This is a genomic window from Aeromonas sp. sif2416, assembly GCF_019218665.1.
GTDB lineage: Bacteria > Pseudomonadota > Gammaproteobacteria > Enterobacterales > Aeromonadaceae > Aeromonas > Aeromonas encheleia.
The window spans coordinates 581,305-600,328 of record NZ_JAHUXC010000001.1 but is presented as its reverse complement, the minus strand read 5'-3'; the positions used below and the strand labels follow the sequence as shown (position 1 = coordinate 600,328).

The 19,024-nt window shown below is 61.2% G+C and carries 12 protein-coding genes; 3 read left to right on the top strand and 9 right to left on the bottom strand.

Annotated features, from left to right (window positions below):
- Nucleotides 1–28 precede the first annotated feature (28 nt).
- The 6 genes from fliD to KW821_RS02660 form a co-directional block, all read right to left on the bottom strand.
- Nucleotides 29–1,432 (bottom strand): flagellar filament capping protein FliD, encoded by a 1,404-nt coding sequence (fliD, locus tag KW821_RS02685; protein WP_218290324.1) that lies wholly within the window; start codon nucleotides 1,430–1,432, stop codon nucleotides 29–31.
- Between the two features lie 33 nt (nucleotides 1,433–1,465).
- Nucleotides 1,466–1,921, bottom strand: coding sequence for a flagellar protein FlaG (locus KW821_RS02680; RefSeq protein WP_256351766.1), 456 nt, complete (start codon nucleotides 1,919–1,921; stop codon nucleotides 1,466–1,468).
- 39 nt (nucleotides 1,922–1,960) lie between these two features.
- On the bottom strand, nucleotides 1,961–2,860 hold the full coding sequence (locus tag KW821_RS02675) for a flagellin (RefSeq protein ID WP_042654484.1): 900 nt from the start codon (nucleotides 2,858–2,860) through the stop codon (nucleotides 1,961–1,963).
- Nucleotides 2,861–3,484: 624 nt separating this feature from the next.
- Complete coding sequence (locus KW821_RS02670; RefSeq protein WP_042651513.1) at nucleotides 3,485–4,390, bottom strand: flagellin; 906 nt, start codon at nucleotides 4,388–4,390, stop codon at nucleotides 3,485–3,487.
- A 600-nt stretch (nucleotides 4,391–4,990) separates the two neighbouring features.
- Entirely contained in the window at nucleotides 4,991–5,875 is an 885-nt protein-coding gene (locus KW821_RS02665) for a flagellin (protein ID WP_042651511.1), read from the bottom strand.
- A gap of 623 nt (nucleotides 5,876–6,498) precedes the next feature.
- On the bottom strand, nucleotides 6,499–7,401 hold the full coding sequence (locus KW821_RS02660) for a flagellin (RefSeq protein WP_218290322.1): 903 nt from the start codon (nucleotides 7,399–7,401) through the stop codon (nucleotides 6,499–6,501).
- A 399-nt stretch (nucleotides 7,402–7,800) separates the two neighbouring features.
- On the opposite strand from KW821_RS02660, the gene KW821_RS02655 reads away from it, so the two are divergent.
- Nucleotides 7,801–8,433: a trimeric intracellular cation channel family protein gene (locus KW821_RS02655; protein ID WP_218290320.1), complete on the top strand. Its 633-nt coding sequence runs from the start codon at nucleotides 7,801–7,803 to the stop codon at nucleotides 8,431–8,433.
- Nucleotides 8,434–8,534: 101 nt separating this feature from the next.
- The gene (locus tag KW821_RS02650; protein ID WP_042651508.1) at nucleotides 8,535–8,927 is read left to right on the top strand and encodes a hypothetical protein; all 393 of its coding nucleotides are present in this window, start codon (nucleotides 8,535–8,537) and stop codon (nucleotides 8,925–8,927) included.
- A gap of 70 nt (nucleotides 8,928–8,997) precedes the next feature.
- Here the strand turns inward: KW821_RS02650 and thiI are convergent, their stop codons facing one another.
- Complete coding sequence (thiI, locus tag KW821_RS02645; RefSeq protein WP_042651507.1) at nucleotides 8,998–10,446, bottom strand: tRNA uracil 4-sulfurtransferase ThiI; 1,449 nt, start codon at nucleotides 10,444–10,446, stop codon at nucleotides 8,998–9,000.
- Between the two features lie 178 nt (nucleotides 10,447–10,624).
- Between thiI and KW821_RS02640 the strand changes: the two genes are divergently transcribed.
- A complete protein-coding gene (locus KW821_RS02640; protein ID WP_218290319.1) occupies nucleotides 10,625–11,584 on the top strand; it encodes a hypothetical protein in 960 nt (319 codons plus the stop codon).
- Between the two features lie 67 nt (nucleotides 11,585–11,651).
- On the opposite strand, the gene pbpC is transcribed toward KW821_RS02640, so the two are convergent.
- Both pbpC and KW821_RS02630 read right to left on the bottom strand, forming a co-directional pair.
- On the bottom strand, nucleotides 11,652–13,964 hold the full coding sequence (pbpC, locus tag KW821_RS02635) for a penicillin-binding protein 1C (RefSeq protein WP_256353296.1): 2,313 nt from the start codon (nucleotides 13,962–13,964) through the stop codon (nucleotides 11,652–11,654).
- Nucleotides 13,965–14,007: 43 nt separating this feature from the next.
- Complete coding sequence (locus KW821_RS02630; protein WP_218290318.1) at nucleotides 14,008–18,846, bottom strand: alpha-2-macroglobulin; 4,839 nt, start codon at nucleotides 18,844–18,846, stop codon at nucleotides 14,008–14,010.
- Nucleotides 18,847–19,024: the final 178 nt, after the last annotated feature.

The window sequence follows — 19,024 nt, the reverse complement described above, 5'->3', positions numbered from 1 at the left end:
ACATGAGTCCTCGTAATATCACGCTCAATCAATTCTTATTGTTTATTTGTAACGACGTCAGGGCGGATGCCGAGTTATTCATTTTAACAAGCAGGGCATCCAGGCTGCCGTATTGGGCTCGCAAAGAGGCTTCATATTTTGCCAGCTGCGCGCTGGCCGTCGCCGTTTTTTGAGTGAGGCTGCGCAAATCTGAATTCAACACATCTTCTCGTTGTGCCAGCATGCCGCCACTCTTGGTGTACTCTTTCAACCCTGTGTTCAGGGTGGCTGCCAGGCCCTTGTCCCCACCAAACAGCGCTACAACCTGGTCGAAGTTCTTGTCGACGGCCTCGCCAAACTTCGTCTTGTCGAGAGACAGCTTGCCCTTGTTATCCATCTTGACGCCGATCTCGAAGATGGTGGAATAGGTACCGCTGTTCTGGGAAGGGCTGACCAGTAGATTACTCATGAAAGATTCGATGGCTCGGGTGGTCGAATCACCGGCCAGGGCGCCACCATCATCCTGTTTCACCCCCCCCACGAAGGTGCCACGCTTGCCCAGGGTGCCCATGCTGTCTTGCAGGGTGTTGTAACCGTCTACGAACTGCTGGACAAGTTCCTGAATAGAGGTCTTGTCGGTCGTGATATCGACCTTGTTTGACTTCAGTGCTCCCGACGTGGTGCTGTCTTTGTCCAGGTCCGAGACGCGCAACACCGTTATCTTGAGATCCTGGACGGAGTCGTCAAAGGTATTGGTATCGCTCTTGAGGGTGTTGCCATCCACGACAATTTCGGCACTGCTGGCCGGCCGTGTCTGGCTCATGACACCTCCCCCCGCCTCGAAGATACCGAGCTCGGCGGTACTCCCGGTGATGGTCAGATCCTTGCCATCTCCTGATACACCGGAGTCAATCATCAGCTTGGCCTTGCCATCGGCGGTATTGACGATGTTGACACTGAGCCCAAAGTTGTCACCATTGCTGTTGATGTTCTTGCGGATGTCTTGCAAGGTATCGCCGGCTTTCACATCCACCTTGAAGGTCTTGTCGCCGGCCTTGAACGTCAGTTGACCATCCTGAGTGACCAACGGGGTGGTTGAGCTGTCGAAGGTCCCTTCCTGACGACTCGTCTGCGCCAACTTGTTGACGGTGATGTTGTATTGACCGTTGGAAGCGCCTGACTTGCTCTCCACCTTCAGCACGGGATCGTCCTTGCTTTGGGTGATGTTGATGGCGCGCTTGTTGAAAGCGCCGGGGGCACTCAGTTTGTCGAGGATGTCGGTGAAGGCGGAGAGAGAGGATTTGAGCTGGCCTATGCCAGACAAGGTGATCTTGGTACTGTTTTGTTTGGTGATGATCGGTTGCTGCAACTGGGCTTTCTTCGCCGCCACACTCGCCGAAATCACGCTTTCAAGATCGAGTCCAGAACCCGCCCCTGCAGAGGTAATCGCCATACATCCTCCTGTCTATCAACTTAAAAAATAGGGTCAAACCTGACCATCGAACAGCAGCCCCGGGAGACTGGCCAGATTGCCACTCGCCTGCTCCATAGCCTGTAACCTCTTGTTCATCAAGAGCATTTCCTCACTCGGGATCTGGCGAATAACCTGCTTGGTATCCGCGTCTATCACCTTGATCACCGGTTGTTCGAGTTCGGGGACCAGAGTGAAATTGATTGTCCATCCCTTCAACTTGCTCAAACTATCCAATCTTTCTTGCAATTCTTGGGCCTGTTTTTCTATATAGGCCTTATCTATACGCGACTCTGCTGGTTTGGTATGCGCCGGCGGATCCTGCGATACCTTGGCTGTCGGCTCGACACTTGCCTGTTCGACCGAGTTATCCCCACCTGATGCGGGAGAAACAGTCATGGCGGCCTGAGGGCCGCCATGTTGAGTGAGCGTCGAAGTAACAGAAGGCAAGGTTATCGATTCATTGGCCATCTGCTGCTCCTTATATCAGTGGCTGAAGATGGTACCGGCTTAGCCCAGCAGCGACAGGGCCGACTGCGGACGCTGGTTGGCCTGGGCCAGGATGCTGGAGGCCGCCTGTTGCAGAATATTCTGCTTGGTCATATTGGCGGTCTCGGTCGCAAAGTCTGCATCACGGATACGGGAGCGCGCGGCACTGACGTTTTCCGAGATGTTGGACTGGTTGCGAATGGTCGAATCCAGCCGGTTCTGCACCGCACCCAGCTCGGCACGCTTGCCATCCACCACACCCAGCATGGAATCGACGGCAGCCAATACGTTTTGAGCCGCGCTCTGGGTGGCAATGTTAATGCCACCTGCACTGCCGCCAACGAAAATAGCTGACACCAGCACGGTACCGCCAGTGGCGGTCGTGATTGACGTGCCCGCAGCAGCGGCAATGCCCGAGATACTGAAGCCTGCAGACTGATTCAGGCTAAAGCCGATGGTCTGGTTGGCATCGGCGCCCACCTGGAAGGAGCCGCTGTAGTTGCCATCCAGCAACTTGGTGCCGGCGAAGGTGGTGTCTGTAGAGATGCGGTTGATCTCCGATCCCAGCTGATCCACTTCCTTTTGCAGAGCCTCGCGATCCTTGGCGGAGTTGGAGCCGTTGGCGGATTGCTGAGCCAGGGTGCGCATGCGCTGCAGCATGCCGGTCACTTCATCCATGGCGCCTTCCGCGGTCTGCGCCAGGGAGATGCCGTCGTTGGCGTTGCGGTTGCCCTGATCCAGGCCATTGACCTGGGAGGTCAGACGGTTGGAGATCTGCAGACCCGCCGCATCGTCCTTGGCGCTGTTAATGCGCAGACCGGACGCCAGGCGGGTGTACGAGGTATCCAACGACTTGGTGGTGTTCATCAAGTTACGCTGCGCGTTCAATGATGAAGTGTTGGTATTGATAAACATGGCCATAAAAGATTTCTCCTGATGAACAAGAAACTGCGGACTCTGCTTGTGTCAACACAGTCAGGATCCCACCGTTCAGATGGACAGCTTGAACGGGTCTGTACCATCTGGCGGGTCCTCTGTTTGAACGGACATCAAACCCGCAGTTGCGCAAATGTTGGACTTCCGAACACCCCTCATTTTGCTTCACATTCTGTAGCGGCATTTTCAACAAAAGCTTTAGGAGATTTATTGCCGCCCTCATCAACCCAGAGGTAAATACTCGCCGCCCGGCGTGATCTGGTTGACGAAACATCACACCGTAAGACCGCTCTGATACGGAGAATAGGCAGCGCGATTGCGGATCAGGACTAGATAGGGAATGGCATGATTTGTGCTTTCTTTATAGGGAGCCGATTTCTCGGCACCCATAAGAAAGGCCGACAGTGTCGGCCAAAGAAGAGCTTACGCTCAGGAGAACAACCTCGAGGGTGACAGAGTGAACGATCTGCGCAACACTCGAGGGGTATACCAATAAGAGAATCATGCTTTCGATAGAACAAGGCGTAAATCCGAACACCCCGTTGTTCCATCTTTCTTACCAGGGCGGCCTGAACAACCGCCCTTTTCTTTTTCTTGGAACTTATCGAGTTAGCCCAGCAGCGACAGGGCCGATTGCGGGCGCTGGTTGGCCTGCGCCAGGATGCTGGAGGCCGCCTGTTGCAGAATATTCTGCTTGGTCATATTGGCGGTCTCGGTCGCAAAGTCTGCATCACGGATACGGGAGCGCGCGGCACTGACGTTTTCCGAGATGTTGGACTGGTTGCGAATGGTCGAATCCAGCCGGTTCTGCACCGCACCCAGCTCGGCACGCTTGCCATCCACCACGCCCAGCATGGAATCGACAGCGGCCAGCACGTTCTGAGCATTGCTCTGACTGCTGATGCTGATACCGCCGGGATTGGAACCGCTGGTGAAAATGGTTGAAACCGCGGTAACGATGGAGCCAGCAGGACCACTGGTAAAATTGGACGCCGCCGTCGCAATCCCAGAAATACTGAAACCACCGACCTGACTCAGACTGAAACCTATAGTCTGGTTGGCATCGGCGCCCACCTGGAAGGAGCCGCTGTAGTTGCCATCCAGCAACTTGGTACCGGCGAAGGTGGTGTCTGTAGAGATGCGGTTGATCTCCGATCCCAGCTGATCCACTTCCTTCTGCAGAGCCTCGCGATCCTTGGCGGAGTTGGAGCCGTTGGCGGATTGCTGAGCCAGGGTGCGCATGCGCTGCAGCATGCCGGTCACTTCATCCATGGCACCTTCTGCGGTCTGCGCCAGGGAGATGCCGTCGTTGGCGTTGCGGTTGCCCTGATCCAGGCCATTGACCTGGGAGGTCAGACGGTTGGAAATCTGCAGACCCGCCGCATCGTCCTTGGCACTGTTGATGCGCAGACCGGACGCCAGGCGGGTGTACGAGGTATCCAACGACTTGGTGGTGTTCATCAAGTTACGCTGGGCGTTCAATGATGAAGTGTTGGTATTGATAAACATGGCCATAAAAGATTTCTCCTGATGAACAAGAAACTGTGGGCTCTGCTTGTGTCAACACAGTCAGGATCCCACCGTTCAGATGGACAGCTTGAACGGGTCTGTTCCACCTGGCGGGCCCTCCGTTTGAACGAACATCGGGCCCACAGTTGCGCAAATGCTGGATTTCCGAACACCCTCATTTTGCTTCACGTTCTGTAACGGCAGTCCCATCAGAAGCTTTAGGGTGACCCTATCAATAAAGAGGTTGTCACTCTCCATAATGATGTGATGGCAAAGAGGGCTCTTTATCACTCCCTGACACCCTGCACTTAATCTGCCGTCGAAGGCTGATATCAGGTATCAACGGGGAGGGTTAATACGCTCTGATTTATGGTTCATCGTTTTACCGGTACCGATAAGAAAGCCGACGATGTCGGCCAAAGAAGAGCTTGCGATCAGGAGGACAGCCTCGAGGTGACAGTGTGAACGGCTGCCAACCTCGAGGCGATATATAAGAGGGTCTCTTTTTCGATAGAACAAGGCGTCAATCCGAACACCCCGTTGTTCCATCTTTCTACCAGGGCGGCCTGAACAACCGCCCTTTTCTTTTTCTTGGGACTTATCGAGTTAGCCCAGCAGCGACAAGGCCGACTGCGGGCGCTGGTTGGCCTGCGCCAGGATGCTGGAGGCCGCCTGTTGCAGAATGTTCTGCTTGGTCATGTTGGCGGTTTCGGTGGCAAAGTCCGCATCGCGGATACGGGAGCGCGCGGCACTGACGTTTTCCGAGATATTGGATTGGTTGCGAATGGTCGAATCCAACCGGTTCTGCACCGCACCCAGCTCGGCACGCTTGCCATCGACCACTTCCAACATGGAGTCGACTGCCGCCAGGACATTTTGAGCATTGCTCTGACTGCTGATGCTGATACCACCGATGTTGGAACCGCTGGTAAACACACTGCCAACCGGCGCGCCACCTGCTGCAGTCACCGCAGTCGCAATGCCTGAAATGCTGAAACCGCCAGCCTGGCTCAGGCTGAAGCCAATGGTCTGGTTGGCATCGGCCCCCACCTGGAAGTTGCCGCTGTAGTTGCCATCCAGCAACTTGGTGCCGGCGAAGGTGGTGTCTTTGGAGATACGGTTGATCTCCGATCCCAGCTGATCCACTTCCTTTTGCAGGGCCTCACGATCCTTGTCGGAGTTGGAGCCGTTGGCGGATTGCTGAGCCAGGGTGCGCATGCGCTGTAGCATGCCGGTCACTTCATCCATGGCCCCTTCCGCGGTCTGCGCCAGGGAGATGCCGTCGTTGGCGTTGCGGTTACCCTGATCCAGACCGTTGACCTGAGAGGTCAGACGGTTGGAGATCTGCAGACCCGCCGCATCGTCCTTGGCGCTGTTGATGCGCAGGCCGGATGCCAGGCGGGTGTACGAGGTATCCAACGACTTGGTGGTGTTCATCAAGTTACGCTGGGCGTTCAATGATGAAGTGTTGGTATTGATAAACATGGCCATAAAAGATTTCTCCTGATGAACAAGAAACTGCGGGCTCTGCTTGTGTCAACACAGTCAGGATCCCACCGTTCAGATGGACAGCTTGAACGGGTCTGTACCATCTGGCGGGTCCTCTGTTTGAACGGACATCAAACCCGCAGTTGCGCAAATGTTGGACTTCCGAACACCCCTCATTTTGCTTCACATTCTGTAGCGGCATTTTCAACAAAAGCTTTAGGAGATTTATTGCCGCCCTCATCAACCGAGAGGCAGATACTCGCCGCTCGGCATGATGCGGTTGACGGAGAGTTGCGCCGTAAGACCTCCCTGATGTGGAGAATGCACACAGGGATTGCAGATCAGGGCTAGATCGAGAATGGCATGGTTTGTGCTTTGTTTTATGGGACGTCAGTTTTCTGGCATCCATAAAAAAGGCCGACAGTGTCGGCCAAAAAAGAGCTTACGCTCAGGAGAACAACCTCGAGGGTGGCAGAGTGAACGATCTGCATGACACTCGAGGGCTATACCATTAAGAGAACTTCTCTTTCGATAGAACAAGGCGTAAATCCGAACACCCCATTGTTCCATCTTCTTTACCAGGGCGGCCTGAACAACCGCCCTTTTCTTTATTCTTTAATTACCGCTTAATTCTGCAGCAGGGAGAGTGCGGACTGTGGACGCTGGTTGGCTTGCGCCAGAATGCTGGAAGCCGCCTGTTGCAAAATGTTCTGTTTGGTCATATTGGCGGTCTCAGTCGCAAAATCTGCATCACGAATACGGGAACGCGCGGCACTGACGTTTTCCGAGATATTGGACTGGTTGCGGATGGTCGAATCCAACCGGTTTTGTACCGCACCCAGCTCGGCACGTTTGCCATCGACCACTTCCAACATGGCATCAACAGATGCCAAAACATTTTGAGCATTATTCTGACTACTGATGCTAATTGCACCGGCAGAGCCACTCCTAAATACGGTGTCTACAGCAATGGTAGTGCCGGTTGCGCCAGTAACTATCGCGGACGCAGCGGCCGCAATCCCAGATATGCTAAAACCACCAGCCTGTGACAGACTGAAGCTGATGGTCTGGTTGGCATCGGCCCCGACCTGGAAAGCACCACCAAAATTGCCATCCAGCAGCTTGGTACCCGCAAAGGTAGTCGCGCCAGAGATACGGTTGATCTCGGCCCCCAACTGATCCACCTCTTTTTGCAAGGCCTCACGATCCTTGTCTGAGTTGGAACCGTTGGCGGATTGCTGGGCCAGGGTACGCATGCGCTGCAGCATGCCGGTCACTTCGTCCATGGCGCCTTCTGCGGTCTGCGCCAAAGAGATGCCATCGTTGGCGTTGCGGTTGCCCTGATCCAGGCCGTTGACCTGGGAGGTCAGACGGTTGGAGATCTGCAGACCGGCCGCATCGTCTTTTGCGCTGTTGATGCGCAGACCTGAGGCCAGCCGAGTGTAAGAGGTATCCAGGGATTTGGTGCTGTTCATCATGTTACGCTGAGCGTTAAGCGATGAAACGTTGGTATTGATATACATACTCATGACTATTCTCCTAAGCTATTAAATTTTATCTTTAATTCACTCAGGCTTTATTTTGTTCGTGCCTGATATGTTTAGTTAACGGCGCTCTTTGGTGAGACTTTAATTTGTTTTTTACAGCCTTCATGGCCGTAATTGCCGCCTAACCTATATATCGGCCTGTATTTCTCAGCCTTGAGAAAAAAGTTCAGGATTTTTTGTGGCGACTCCGAAGCCGCCCTCCTCGGCCAAGAGCCATCTCCCCCTCCGATGGGTGGGGAACGGTCATTTCGCCAGCACCTCCTGACCGCCAGCCCCTGGAAACTGGGCCTGGCTCCCATTTTTACACTCCAGGATTGCTCACTCGCCTGACTTGCCCCTAAAATCGCCGCCCCATCATCTATCGGACGTGAGTTGTTCTCCATGCAGACACTGGTTGAGCAGATTGTTTACATCAGCGACATGTTTGGTACTGCGGTCTTCGCGTTCTCCGGGGTACTGGTGGCCGGCAGGCTGCGCATGGATGGCTTCGGTGTCATGGTATTGGCGGCGGTGACCGCCATCGGCGGGGGCACCATACGTGACATGATCCTGGGAGCCACCCCGGTGTTCTGGGTGCGCGACCCTCTCTATATCTGGGTGGTCATCGCCACGGCGCTGATTGGCATGTGGATGGTCAAGCTGCCAAGGCGCATGCCCTGGTACGTGCTGCCGGTGGCGGATGCCTTCGGCCTGGCCCTGTTCACCGTGATCGGGGCACAGAAGGCGCTGAACTTCGGCACCCCGGGCCTGATTGCGGTGCTCATGGGCACCATGACAGGGGTGGCGGGCGGCATGATCCGGGATGTGCTGGCGCGGGAGGTCCCCATGGTGCTGCAGAAGGAGATCTATGCCACCGCCTGCATCCTGGGGGGCATCCTCTACACGGTGGCACTGGAGTGTGACGTAGACAGGGTCGCCGCCATGCTGATCAGCATGCTCGGGGTGTTCGGTTTGCGGGTGGCGGCCATCTACTGGCACCTGTCGCTGCCCACCTTCTCGCTGCAACGCCACTGAATCTGCCCCGAATGAGCGATATCGCACTCCCGGACAGGTAGCATTGAACCAAGCCGGCTTTTCTGTTGTCATACAGTGGTCGTTTTAAGCCGGAATACCTCATGCAAAAACTTGGGCTCATTACCACGCTAGTTCTGATGACGGTGGCGGCGGCTCATGCCAGCGCACAGGTCCTGTTCGGCCGCCTGGCGTCGACGCCGGTGCAGCAGTTCAACCAGCAGATCCGTCAGGCGAATAGCAGCCAGCAGGGTTGGGTCAACGACTATCGTGAAGTGGCGCGACGTTTCGTCGGCCATAGCGACGTTCCCAGTCGCATCCACGCCCAGCAACTGGATAATGATCTGGTGCTTTCGGTGGCCCTCGATGGCAACAAGAGTGACATGATCTATATCCTGACCCTGTTTCGCAGCAACAATCTGTGGCAGATGCGTCAGGCCGAGATGGGCTGGCGTTGCCAGGGCCAGGAGACCTTTACCCCTGTGCCCTGCCCCTGAGCGGCTACCTCTGTGAAATAAAAAAATCCGGCACTTGGCCGGATTTTTTTATTTGGCGGCAATCCCACCGTTAAGGGCGATAGACCTTCACATTGTCAAAGCCCTGCTCCTTCAGATAGAGCGCCTGCAGCTTGCTCATCACGCCGCGATCGCAGTAGAGCAGATAGGTCTGCTCCTTGGGCAGATCACCAAAGGTGGTCGCCAGCTTGAAGAAGGGCAGATGTATCACCTCGCGTCCTTCCACCACCAGCGGCTTCTCATCACGCTCATCGCTGGAGCGGATGTCCAGAATGACTTCGCCTGCGGCCAGCTCCTGGGTGGTCTCCACCTCTTGCACCTGAGCGGTGGTCTCTTCGCCGATGCGGCGGATGTCGAGATAGCGCGCCTCACTCACCACCTTGTCCAGGATCGCGAAGTCGAAGTTGCCCTCTTCCGCCTCGATGTTGGACAGTACGGCCTTGATGGTCGGCTTCTTGGAGATGACGCCGCAATATTCCGGCATGGTCTCGGCGAACTCCAGGGTACCGATGCGGCGCGCCTCGCTGATGATGTCCGGCTTGTCCCAGGTGATGAGCGGACGCAGGATCACCTTGTCGGTCACCCGGTCGATCACATTGAGGTTGGTCAGCGTCTGGCTGGATACCTGACCCACGCACTCACCGGTTACCAGCGCCGGGATCTGGAAGGTTTCCGCGACCTGGCCGGCGGCGCGCATCATCATGCGCTTGAGCACCACCCCCATCTGACCGTTGTCGATCTTCTCGAGGATCTCGGCCACCACTGGTTCGAAGTCGATGGCGGTGAAACGCACCTTGTGGGAGGCGCCAAACTTGCTCCACAGGTAGTAGGCCACCTGCTTCACGCCGATCTCGTGGGCGGCACCGCCCAGATTGAAGAAGCAGTAGTGCACCCGGCAGCCGCGCTTGATGAACTGGTAGGAGGCCACACCGGAGTCGAAGCCGCCAGAGATCAGGCTCAGCACATCTTCCTGAGTCGCCATGGGGAAGCCGCCCATGCCGTGGTGGACGGCGCTGATAATGTAGAGCTCGTCATTTTCCACCTCCAGATTGACCTGGACATCGGGCTTCTTGAGGCGCACACCGGCGGTTTCGCAGTGCTGGTTGAGACCACCGCCCACGTAGCGCTCAAGCTCCAGCGAGCTGAAGTCGTGCTTGCCGACCCGACGGGCCCGTACGCAGAAGGTCTTGCCCTTGAGGCGATCGCCCCAGACCGCACGGGTCTGTTCGAAGATGTCGTGCAAGTCGGTGAAGTTGCTCAGTTTCACTTCGAGGAAGTACTGGATGCCGGGGATGCAGGCTAGGGTCTCCAGGTACTGGGCGTGGAACTGATCATTGCGGGAGCTCACGACCAGCTTGTCCCAGTCCATCCGTACGCGGGCATCGTCGTCGAAGCGGCGCAACACGTTACGGATGTTGCCCTGCAGCATCTTGGTGAAGCGCTGACGCACTGACTTGCTCTTGATGGTGATTTCCGGGAACAGCTTGATAATGAACTTCATGATGATGACTCGGGTGGCCTCGATTTAAGGGCGCGAATTATATCAGAAGTTTAGGGTCAGCGCCTACTGGCTGAGCACCGGCTCACATTTCCCCACGCAATGTTTGCGACGCGGCGGCGTTCTTGCGTATATTCCCGAGCCTGCGCCTTGGCAACATGCTCGACAACAGATCGATTCGATGAAGACCTATATCTACTACCCCGGCATGGAAGTACGGGACGAGCTCTGGCTCAAGTTTGCCCTGATCTACCTGGAGCGGCTCGCCTTCGTCTTTACCGTGAGTGAGAAGAGCGGCCTTACCGCCCTGCTGGAGCGCCTGCGCCAGCAGACCGATCTGCTGGCCGAGCGGCCGGATGCCAGCTTCTTTGCGGCCATCACCCCGCAGCTGGAGAGCCAGCTCGGCGGCCTCCTCGCCCCCGATTTCGCCCGCCACAAGGTGTTTGGCAACAGAGACCTCATCGACCGCTGGCGTGCGAGCCCCAATCACGACTGCTTCTGCCCGGCCCAGGCCGGGCTGGAGCGGCTGCACGGCTTCTGCCTCGCGGCGGGCTTCGCCAGCCAGGACGAGGGCGGGATCAGGATGGCGCGGCGCTTCGCGAATCTGCTCTCCATGCGTCTCGCCCGTGAGTGGGCACTCGCCAATGAGGGGGCGCTCATCACCGATCACGACTACCTGGATCGCCTGTTGCACCTGCTGGAATCCCGCTACCACCACAGAGGCGGCCAGGATTGCTTCCATCTCGAGATCCCGTTGCAAGTACCCACTCACCTTGGCGAGATAGCCTTTGACGAGTTGATCGCCCTGCGCGCCCGCAGCGGCTTTCGCCAGCAGCTGGCCGAGTTTCACCAGGCGCTCGATGCCCTGCTCGCCATGCTCGGCAGCGGTTATGCCGAGCCCGCCGTGCTGACCCGCTTCGAGCAGGCCCAGCGAGGGCTCAATCTGCTGCTGGGGGGCGAGACCCGCAGCCTGCCGCTCACCACGCTGATCAGCACCGGCTTGCCGGCCATGGCGATGATCCATCGGCTCAAGGAAAGCCATTCGGACACCGGGCTCGTCTTCCACCCCATCAAGAAGAGCCACTTCCACCAGCGCAAGAGCCAGCACTTCTTCACCCGGCTCGGTCAGGTCAAGCCCTGACCCACGCAGCAGCCCATATACCCTCACTCGACCGGGTCGGGCCAAGTCCAGCGAAAGTCCCTCCTGCTCAGGAGGGATTCTCCAGTCGAAACTCGATACGATCGCTATTGCCCGCCTCGTCCACCACCACCAGCTGGTAACGACCCGCCTCGCTCAACACCTGATCACCGTCCCAGCGCAGCCGTTGGCCGTTGAGGAACCAGTGCGGCTTGCCGATCCCCCCCAGCACCCTGGGCTGCAGACGATAGCGCTGACTGCGGATGAGGTTGCCCTCCCCCAGCGCCACTATGCGAATGGGCGCCTGCAGGTCCGCCTCCCGCGCCTCCCCGGCGCAGCCACCGGCGAGCAGTGCCCTGCGCCGCTCGGCAGGATCCCGCCAGGGCTCCAGCGACAGGGGCCAGAGCGCCCGCCAGGCCGAGTCACTGGCATTGCCGCAGCGGGCCAGGGTCGGTTTGCCCTCCGCCGTCAGCGCGACCTTGCGCAGCGGCGACGGCCAATCCATGGGATCGGGCAAGGTGGGGGGATCCCGCTCCTCCAGCAGCCAGGCGCGCTGATGCTGCAGGCAGGCCTCCGGCAGGGTGGCGCGCTCACTGCGCCCCAGCGGCCAGCAGATGTTGGCCTCGCTGACGGTATTGGGTTGCACCGGCAAGGGGCTGTTATCCCCCAGCCGTGAATAGACCGAGAGCAGCAGCGGTATGGCCGCACTCTGGCCGTAAAAGCCGGGCAAGGGGGTGCCATCGGGACGCCCCAGCCAGACGCCTAGGGTCCAGCGACCGGACACCCCCAGCGCCCAGCTGTCGCGATAGCCGTAGCTGGTGCCGGTCTTCCAGGCCAGTCGGTTGACCCGCCCGGTCGCCTCGCTGGCGAAGGGCTGATCCGCCCGCCCCTGGGCGCTCAGGATCTGCCAGATGATCCAGGCGGCACCCGGGCTCAGCAGGGGGCGCGAGATGGCCTGCTGGCCCGCCTGCCAGACCGGCATCGCCACCTGCCCCTGCCGGCTGAGGGCACTGTAGAGCGCCACCAGCTGCTCCAGCCGGATGCCCGCCGCCCCCAGCGCGATGGCGGGATTGGGTTTGTCGGAGAGCGCCAGCCGCACGCCGGCGTTGTCCAACCGGTTGACCAGGGTGTCGGGGCCCAGCGCCTCCAGCACCTGCACCGCCGGCACGTTGAGGGATTGCTGCAACGCCTGGGTCAGGGTGACCGGCCCCTGGAAGGCGCCGCTGAAGTTGGCGGGTCTGTAGTCAGAGCCGAGGCGCGGCGCATCGGAGAGCAGTGAGCCCCCGTGCACCAGCCCGGCATCCAGCGCCAGCCCATAGATGAACGGCTTGAGGGTGGAGCCGGGGGAGCGGATCGCCTGCACCATGTCGAGGTAGCCGTGGCGCCGCAGGTTGCCGTACTCGGCGCTGCCCACGTAGGCGCGCACCGCCATGGTCCTGTTGTCCACCAGCAAGAGCGCCGCCGAGGTCTGCTCCGGGAAGCGGCGGATATAACTCTCCACCCGAGCCTCCAGCCAGCGTTGCAGATCCCCGTCTATGGTGGTGTGCACCAGGGCGCCCGGCTGACTGCTGGCGGCGAGGCGCGCAAACAACGGCGCCTCCATGGGGGTGAAATGGCCCCGCGCCAGCACCGGCTCGATGCGTCCCTGAGTCCAGACGCTCTCGGGCCAGGCCCCCTGCTTGACCAGCCGCAGCATCACCTTGTCGCGGGCGGCGCGCGCCCGCTCGGGGTGGCGATCCGGGCGGTAACGGCTCGGCGCCTGGGGCAACACCGCCAGCAGGGCGGCCTCGGCATGGCTGAGTTTGGCCGCACTCTTGCCCAGATAGGCAAAGCTGGCCGCCTGCACCCCCTCCAGGTTGCCGCCGAAGGGGGCCCGGTTGAGGTAGACGGTGAGCAGGGTGCGCTTGTCATAGTGCCACTCCAGCTGCAGCGCCCGCGCCATCTGGCGCAGCTTGCCCGGCACACTGCGGTGATAGGGCTCGATCAGCCGGGCCACCTGCATGGTGAGGGTCGAGCCGCCGGAGACCGCCCGCCCATAGCGCAGCCACTGCCAGACCCCGCGCACCATGGCCACCGGATTGACCCCGGGATGTTGCCAGAAGTGGCGATCCTCGTAGCCGAGCAGCGCCTCGATGTAGCGGGGGGAGACCTGCGCCAGGGTCACCGGGTAGCGCCACACCCCGCTGGTGTCGGCGAAGGCTCGCAGCGGTCGCCCCTGCATGTCGAGCACCACCCGCGCATAGGCGGGATCCAGCGGTGGCGGCGGGAAGAGGCGATCCAGCGTCAGCAACAACAGCAGCAGACCGCACAGGCCGCCGCCGGTGATCCGCAGCCAACGGGGCCAGCGTGACCAGGCACGCCACCCCTTGCGGACGAGCGCCAGACCCCGCTGGTTGGCCGGACGGCTCGCGTCCGGCGATGGCGCCTTATTCAGAGATGATCACCTCGTGGATATCCTGTCCCACCGCGCGCAGTTCGGGGCGGTACATGTCCTCCACCTGGGTCGGCGGCACCCGATAACGGCCCGGCGTCACCGCCCGCATCAGGTAGACCAGCTGCTGGTTGCTTCCCTCGCTCAGATCCAGCGCCGCCGTGTAGCGATCGTCTCTGTACTCCTGATGCTTGAGGTAGTCGTTCCACTCGCTCTGCCAGGCCGGTTTGCCTTCGATGCTAAGCTCCTCCAGCTTGATGCTGTTGCCAAGGGCCGGATTTTCCAGCTCGAACCCCGCCGGCAGCATCTCCACCAGCAGGGCGTCGGGCACCGCCTGCTCGCTCGCCACGTTGAGTCGCACCACCACCAGATCACCGACCCTGACCTTGGCGGGATCGAAGCGCTGACCCTCGGCATTGAACCAGCTGCGGGTCACGCTCATCCCCTGGCTGATACGCTCGGGCGCCTGCTCCGGGTAGCCGATCAGGGTGCGCTGCACATAGAGGGAGCCCTTGCCCTCGTTGGTGACGCTGGTCACCCCCAGCGCCTCGGGCGCCCCTAGCTGTGCGCTGGCCCGGCCGGCCAGGGGTTGCCCACCGGTGGCCGAGCCCAATTTGGCCTGCCAGTCGGTGGCGGGATCGGCCTGCGCCAGCCGCAGCAGGGCGAGCCGCTCCTGGGTGCTGAGCCACTGGCGATGGGCCAGCAGCTCGGCCAGCCTGGCGCTCAGCTCGGGCCAGCGCTCGGAGGCCAGCCGGTGCTGGCGCAGCAGGGCGAGTTCGAGGGCCCCGTCCCGCAGCGGCGAGCCGTAATCCCCCAGATAGTCATCCCCGCGCTCGACGCCGAGCGCCTGGGTCAACGCCTTGGCGGCGCTCTGCTCATCCCCCATGGCCGACAGGGCCAGGGAGAGGTGCAGCAGCGGCAGGCCGGAGCGGGCGTGATCCGCCTGCTGCTCCCAGATGAGGCGCAGGGCGGAGAGCGGTGCCTTGCCCACCCGCGCCAGCACGAAGGCGCTGTAGGCCTGATAGGCCAGGCGGCTGTGCTCGGGGGCGCTGCTCCAGCGCTCCCCATACTGGCTGTCGGTGAGGTAGCTCTGCAGGCGACCCAGCGCCTGATTGAGCATGGCCTCCGGCACGGCCTCGCCGGCCTCCTTGCGGGTCAACAGGTAGTCGGCGGCATAGGCGGTGAGCCACTGCTCCTCGTCGGAGCGGCCATCCCACAGGCCGAAGCCGCCACTTGGCAGCTGCAGCCGTTGCAGACGCTGCAACAGGGCCCGCTGCACCTCGGCTTCGCTCAGCGGTTTCTCTGTCTTGGGCAGATTCTGTGACCAGGCCTCCCGCTCGGCGGCGGTGCTGAGCTGATAGGGCCAGGCGCGCGACAGGGTCTGCTCCAGGCAGGCATAGGGGTATTGCGCCAACGCCTGCCACTGGGCCGCCGGATCCCAGGGCGGGGTACCGGAGAGACTCAACAAGCCTTGCAGATTGGCGGGATCCAGCCCCGCCAGCTCAGCCAGGGCAAAACTCATCTGCTGCGCCGGCACCAGCATCTGGTAGCGCTGACGCGTCTGCGCCGGCCAGGGGGAGCGCAGCGGCAGCGACCAGTCGCGGCTCACGGCAAAGTCCTTGCCGCTGGCAGCCAGCTGCAGGCGGGCCACCCCGCTCGCCCCGGTCACGGTGAGCGGCAGCGTCAGCCAGCGCTCCTCGCCATTCTTGAGGTTGAGGGTCTCGGGCAATTCGCCCCCCGCCTGCAAGCCCCCACTCAGGGTCCAGGCCAGCGACAGGCTCTGATCCGCACCGCTCATGTTGCGCAGCTGCACCAGGGCCCGGGTCTCATCCCCCCTGGCGCCGAAGCGCGGCCAGCCTATCTCGGCCACCAGGGGCGCCACCACCTTGACGGCGCGCTCCGCCTGGCCGACCTGCTGCTCGTTCCAGGCCAGCGCCATCAGCGCCAGCTCACCGTTGAAGTTCGGCAGCTCGAGCGGAATGCTCGCCTTGCCAGCCCCATCGAAGCTCACCTCGCCACTCCAGAGCGCGGCGATCTCGACCCGGCTCTCCAGCGCCCCGCCTTTCTTGAGGGCCGGCGCATCGCCACCGTAGCTGAGGCGAGCCAGCTTGCCGTCCTGAGGCGGGATCACCTGACCGTAGTTATCGAACAGATCCTGGGCGAAGCGCTTGCGCCCGAAGAAGATCTCGAACGGATCGAGGGGCTTGTAATCGCTGATGTTGAGCACCCCTCGATCCACCGCCGCCAGCACCACCCGGCCCTGACTGTTCGGCGTCGAGGTCACCGCCACCTCGAACCGGGTGAGCGGCACCGCCTTGTCCGCTGCACTCAGGGTGAGCGGCAGGCGACGGGACTCTCTGTCCAGCACCAGGGGCACCAGACCGACAGAACGCAGACTCTGCACGCTTTGCTGGCTTATTGGCACCGACTCGCTGTCGGGGGCGGCGATCTGCGCCGAGATATGCAGGTCATGACGTTGCCACTCGGGGCTGACGGGGATCTCGAACTCGCCGCGCCCCTCCTTCAACTCGATGCGCTGCCACCAGCGCAGGCCGTCGCCATCCTCCACCAGCAGCAGCCCCTTGCCGGGACGGGGCGCCACAAGCGTTACCCTTGCCTTGTCGCCGGCCTGATAGGCCCGCTTGTCGAGGCTAATGGCAATCTTGTCCGGTCGAGCCTGCTCGCCACCGCCGCCCCAGGCGTAGCTGCCGATCTCTACCCTCAGGCTGGATTGATGGCCCTGGCTGTTTTCCACCTCGAGCCGATACCAGCCAGCGGCCAGTGGCAGGCTGAGCCTGGTCGGCTCCTTGCCATCCAGTTGCAGGCTCTGCTCCTGCTCCAGATAGGGCTGGCTGTTGAATTCATACTTCCACCCCTCCCCACCCGCGTAGTGCCAGTAGTAGTCCCGATACTCGTTGATGAGGCGCACCTTCACCTCACCGGCCACCGGCTGGCCCTGCTCATCGAGGTTGAGGATCTGGAAGGGCAGCGGCGCGCCCCCCTCCACCCTGTCTGCCACGAAGTCCGCCTTGAGGGCCGGCCACTGGCTCCCCTCGGGCCAACCATACTGGGTGCGGCCACGATTGACCGCACGGCCACCCGGCTCGGACAGGGACACCCGATACGCGACCTCGAGCGGCCCCAGCGCGGCTACGCTCTCCAGCTGATCCCCCAGGGCGACCTGCCCCTGCCCCTTCTCGTCGAGAGTCAGGCTGACGGGCTCCAGCTCCCTGGCCTGTTCGCTCAGCAGCACATCCCCCAGGGTGAAGCCCTGCCACTGGGTGAACGGCATGGTGGCGCGACCTATCTTCACCTCCGCCTTGGCCTTGGTGCCGCTGGCGGGGGCGCCGTAGAGGTAATCCCCCTGCAATGGCAGCGTCAGCGCCGCTTCTTGGGTCAGTAGTTCCCCGTCCGGTCCGCGGCCGAGCTGCAGCTTGAGCCGCTCAGGCAGGAACTCCTCCACCAGGAAGGGCCACTCGAAGCGGCTGCCGGCGGCGGTCTTCAGGGTGATGTTCCAGCGCCCGAGCGGCGCATCCTCCGGCAACCGCAGACCGTAATGGGCGGCGCCGAGATGATCCGGCAGCAGCCGTTTCTGCTCGAGCAGCTGACCGTCCGGCTGTTTCACCTCCAGCTCCACCGCCATGCCCGGCAGCAACTGGCCATCCTGCCCCTTGAGCAGGATCTCGCTGTCGAGCCGCTCGCCGGGACGATAGAGATCCCGGCCGCTGAACAGATAGAGTTGCTGGGCCTGCCAGGGCTGGGTGCCCAGATCGAAGGAGGAGAGATCGAGGGCGGCGCCGTCGAGACGCAGCACCGCCAGATGGCTGCCCTGCTCCGCCAGCAGCAGACGCGCGCCCTGCACCTGTTCGAAGCGGCGATGGCCCTGGGTGTCCGAGCTTTGCACCTGCAGCCGGTTGCCCTTCTCATCGAGCAGGGAGAGCTGCACATCCTTGAGCGGGGCGGCGCTGGCGAGGGAGCTCACGAAGACTTCCAGCTGATCCGGGTAACGGCGTGCGCTGAGCCCCATGTCGCTCACCGCGAAATAGGTGGTCTCCTTGCGCCAGCGGTAGTCACCGAGGGGCGACATCACCGCAAAATAGACCCCGGCCTCGGCCAGTTGCGGCTCCTTCACGTTGATGAGGCGAGTCTCGCGGCGGTTGGGATCCAGCTCCAGGGCGTAGCGGCCGCTGAACACCCGCTTGGCACGGGCCGTGATCTGCTCCAGCTCCCAGTTGCCCATACCGGCACCGGGCCTGTATTCGGCGAGAAAGCGCGGCAGATAGTCGGCATCGACCCGGAAGAAGTCGATGTTGACCTCATCCACGTTGACCCCGTTGATGGGCAGGCGCAGCTCCTGGCGCAGTGGCAGCACCATGCCGCTGGCGGCGAAGGAGGCACCGGCCTCCAGCGGCCGGGTCTTGAGGGTCCAGCTCTGGGGTGCAGGGCCCAGGCCTGCCTTGAGGGTCACCTCATAACGCTTGTTGGGCTGAACCTGCGGGAAGTAGAGGGTGCGGCCATCCTCGGCCAGGATCCAGTCCCCCTGCACCTGCTTGCCCCCCTCCGTCACCCCGAGCCAGGCTTGCCAGCTCGATCTCGGCGCCAGCGGACCGGAGAAGACCAGCGCCAGCGCCGGTGCATCCCGGTACTGGCGGGCATTGGCCTGGCTGATCTCGGTTGGGGTGCCCTCCTCCTGCCGCGCTGCGGGCGCCTGAGCGGTGGGCTCGGGCTTGTCAGGGCCACAGCCTGCCAGGACCAATACCGCCAGCAAGAGCGCAGGCCAGGGGCGCGACAGATGCAAGAGGCGGGAAACGAGGTTGGAATCGGAGAGGTACATAGGTTTGGTCCCGGATTGGGTTGCCGCATTCACGGCATAATGGCCAATAGAATAAGGGATCCGGACCGGGTAACACAAAACCCATTTCGGGGTGATCCGCACCGATAACAGTAAGCATCACCCCATGTTGTTTTTAAACAAGCGAGATTTACACATAATCCATACGAATCTCCTTGTT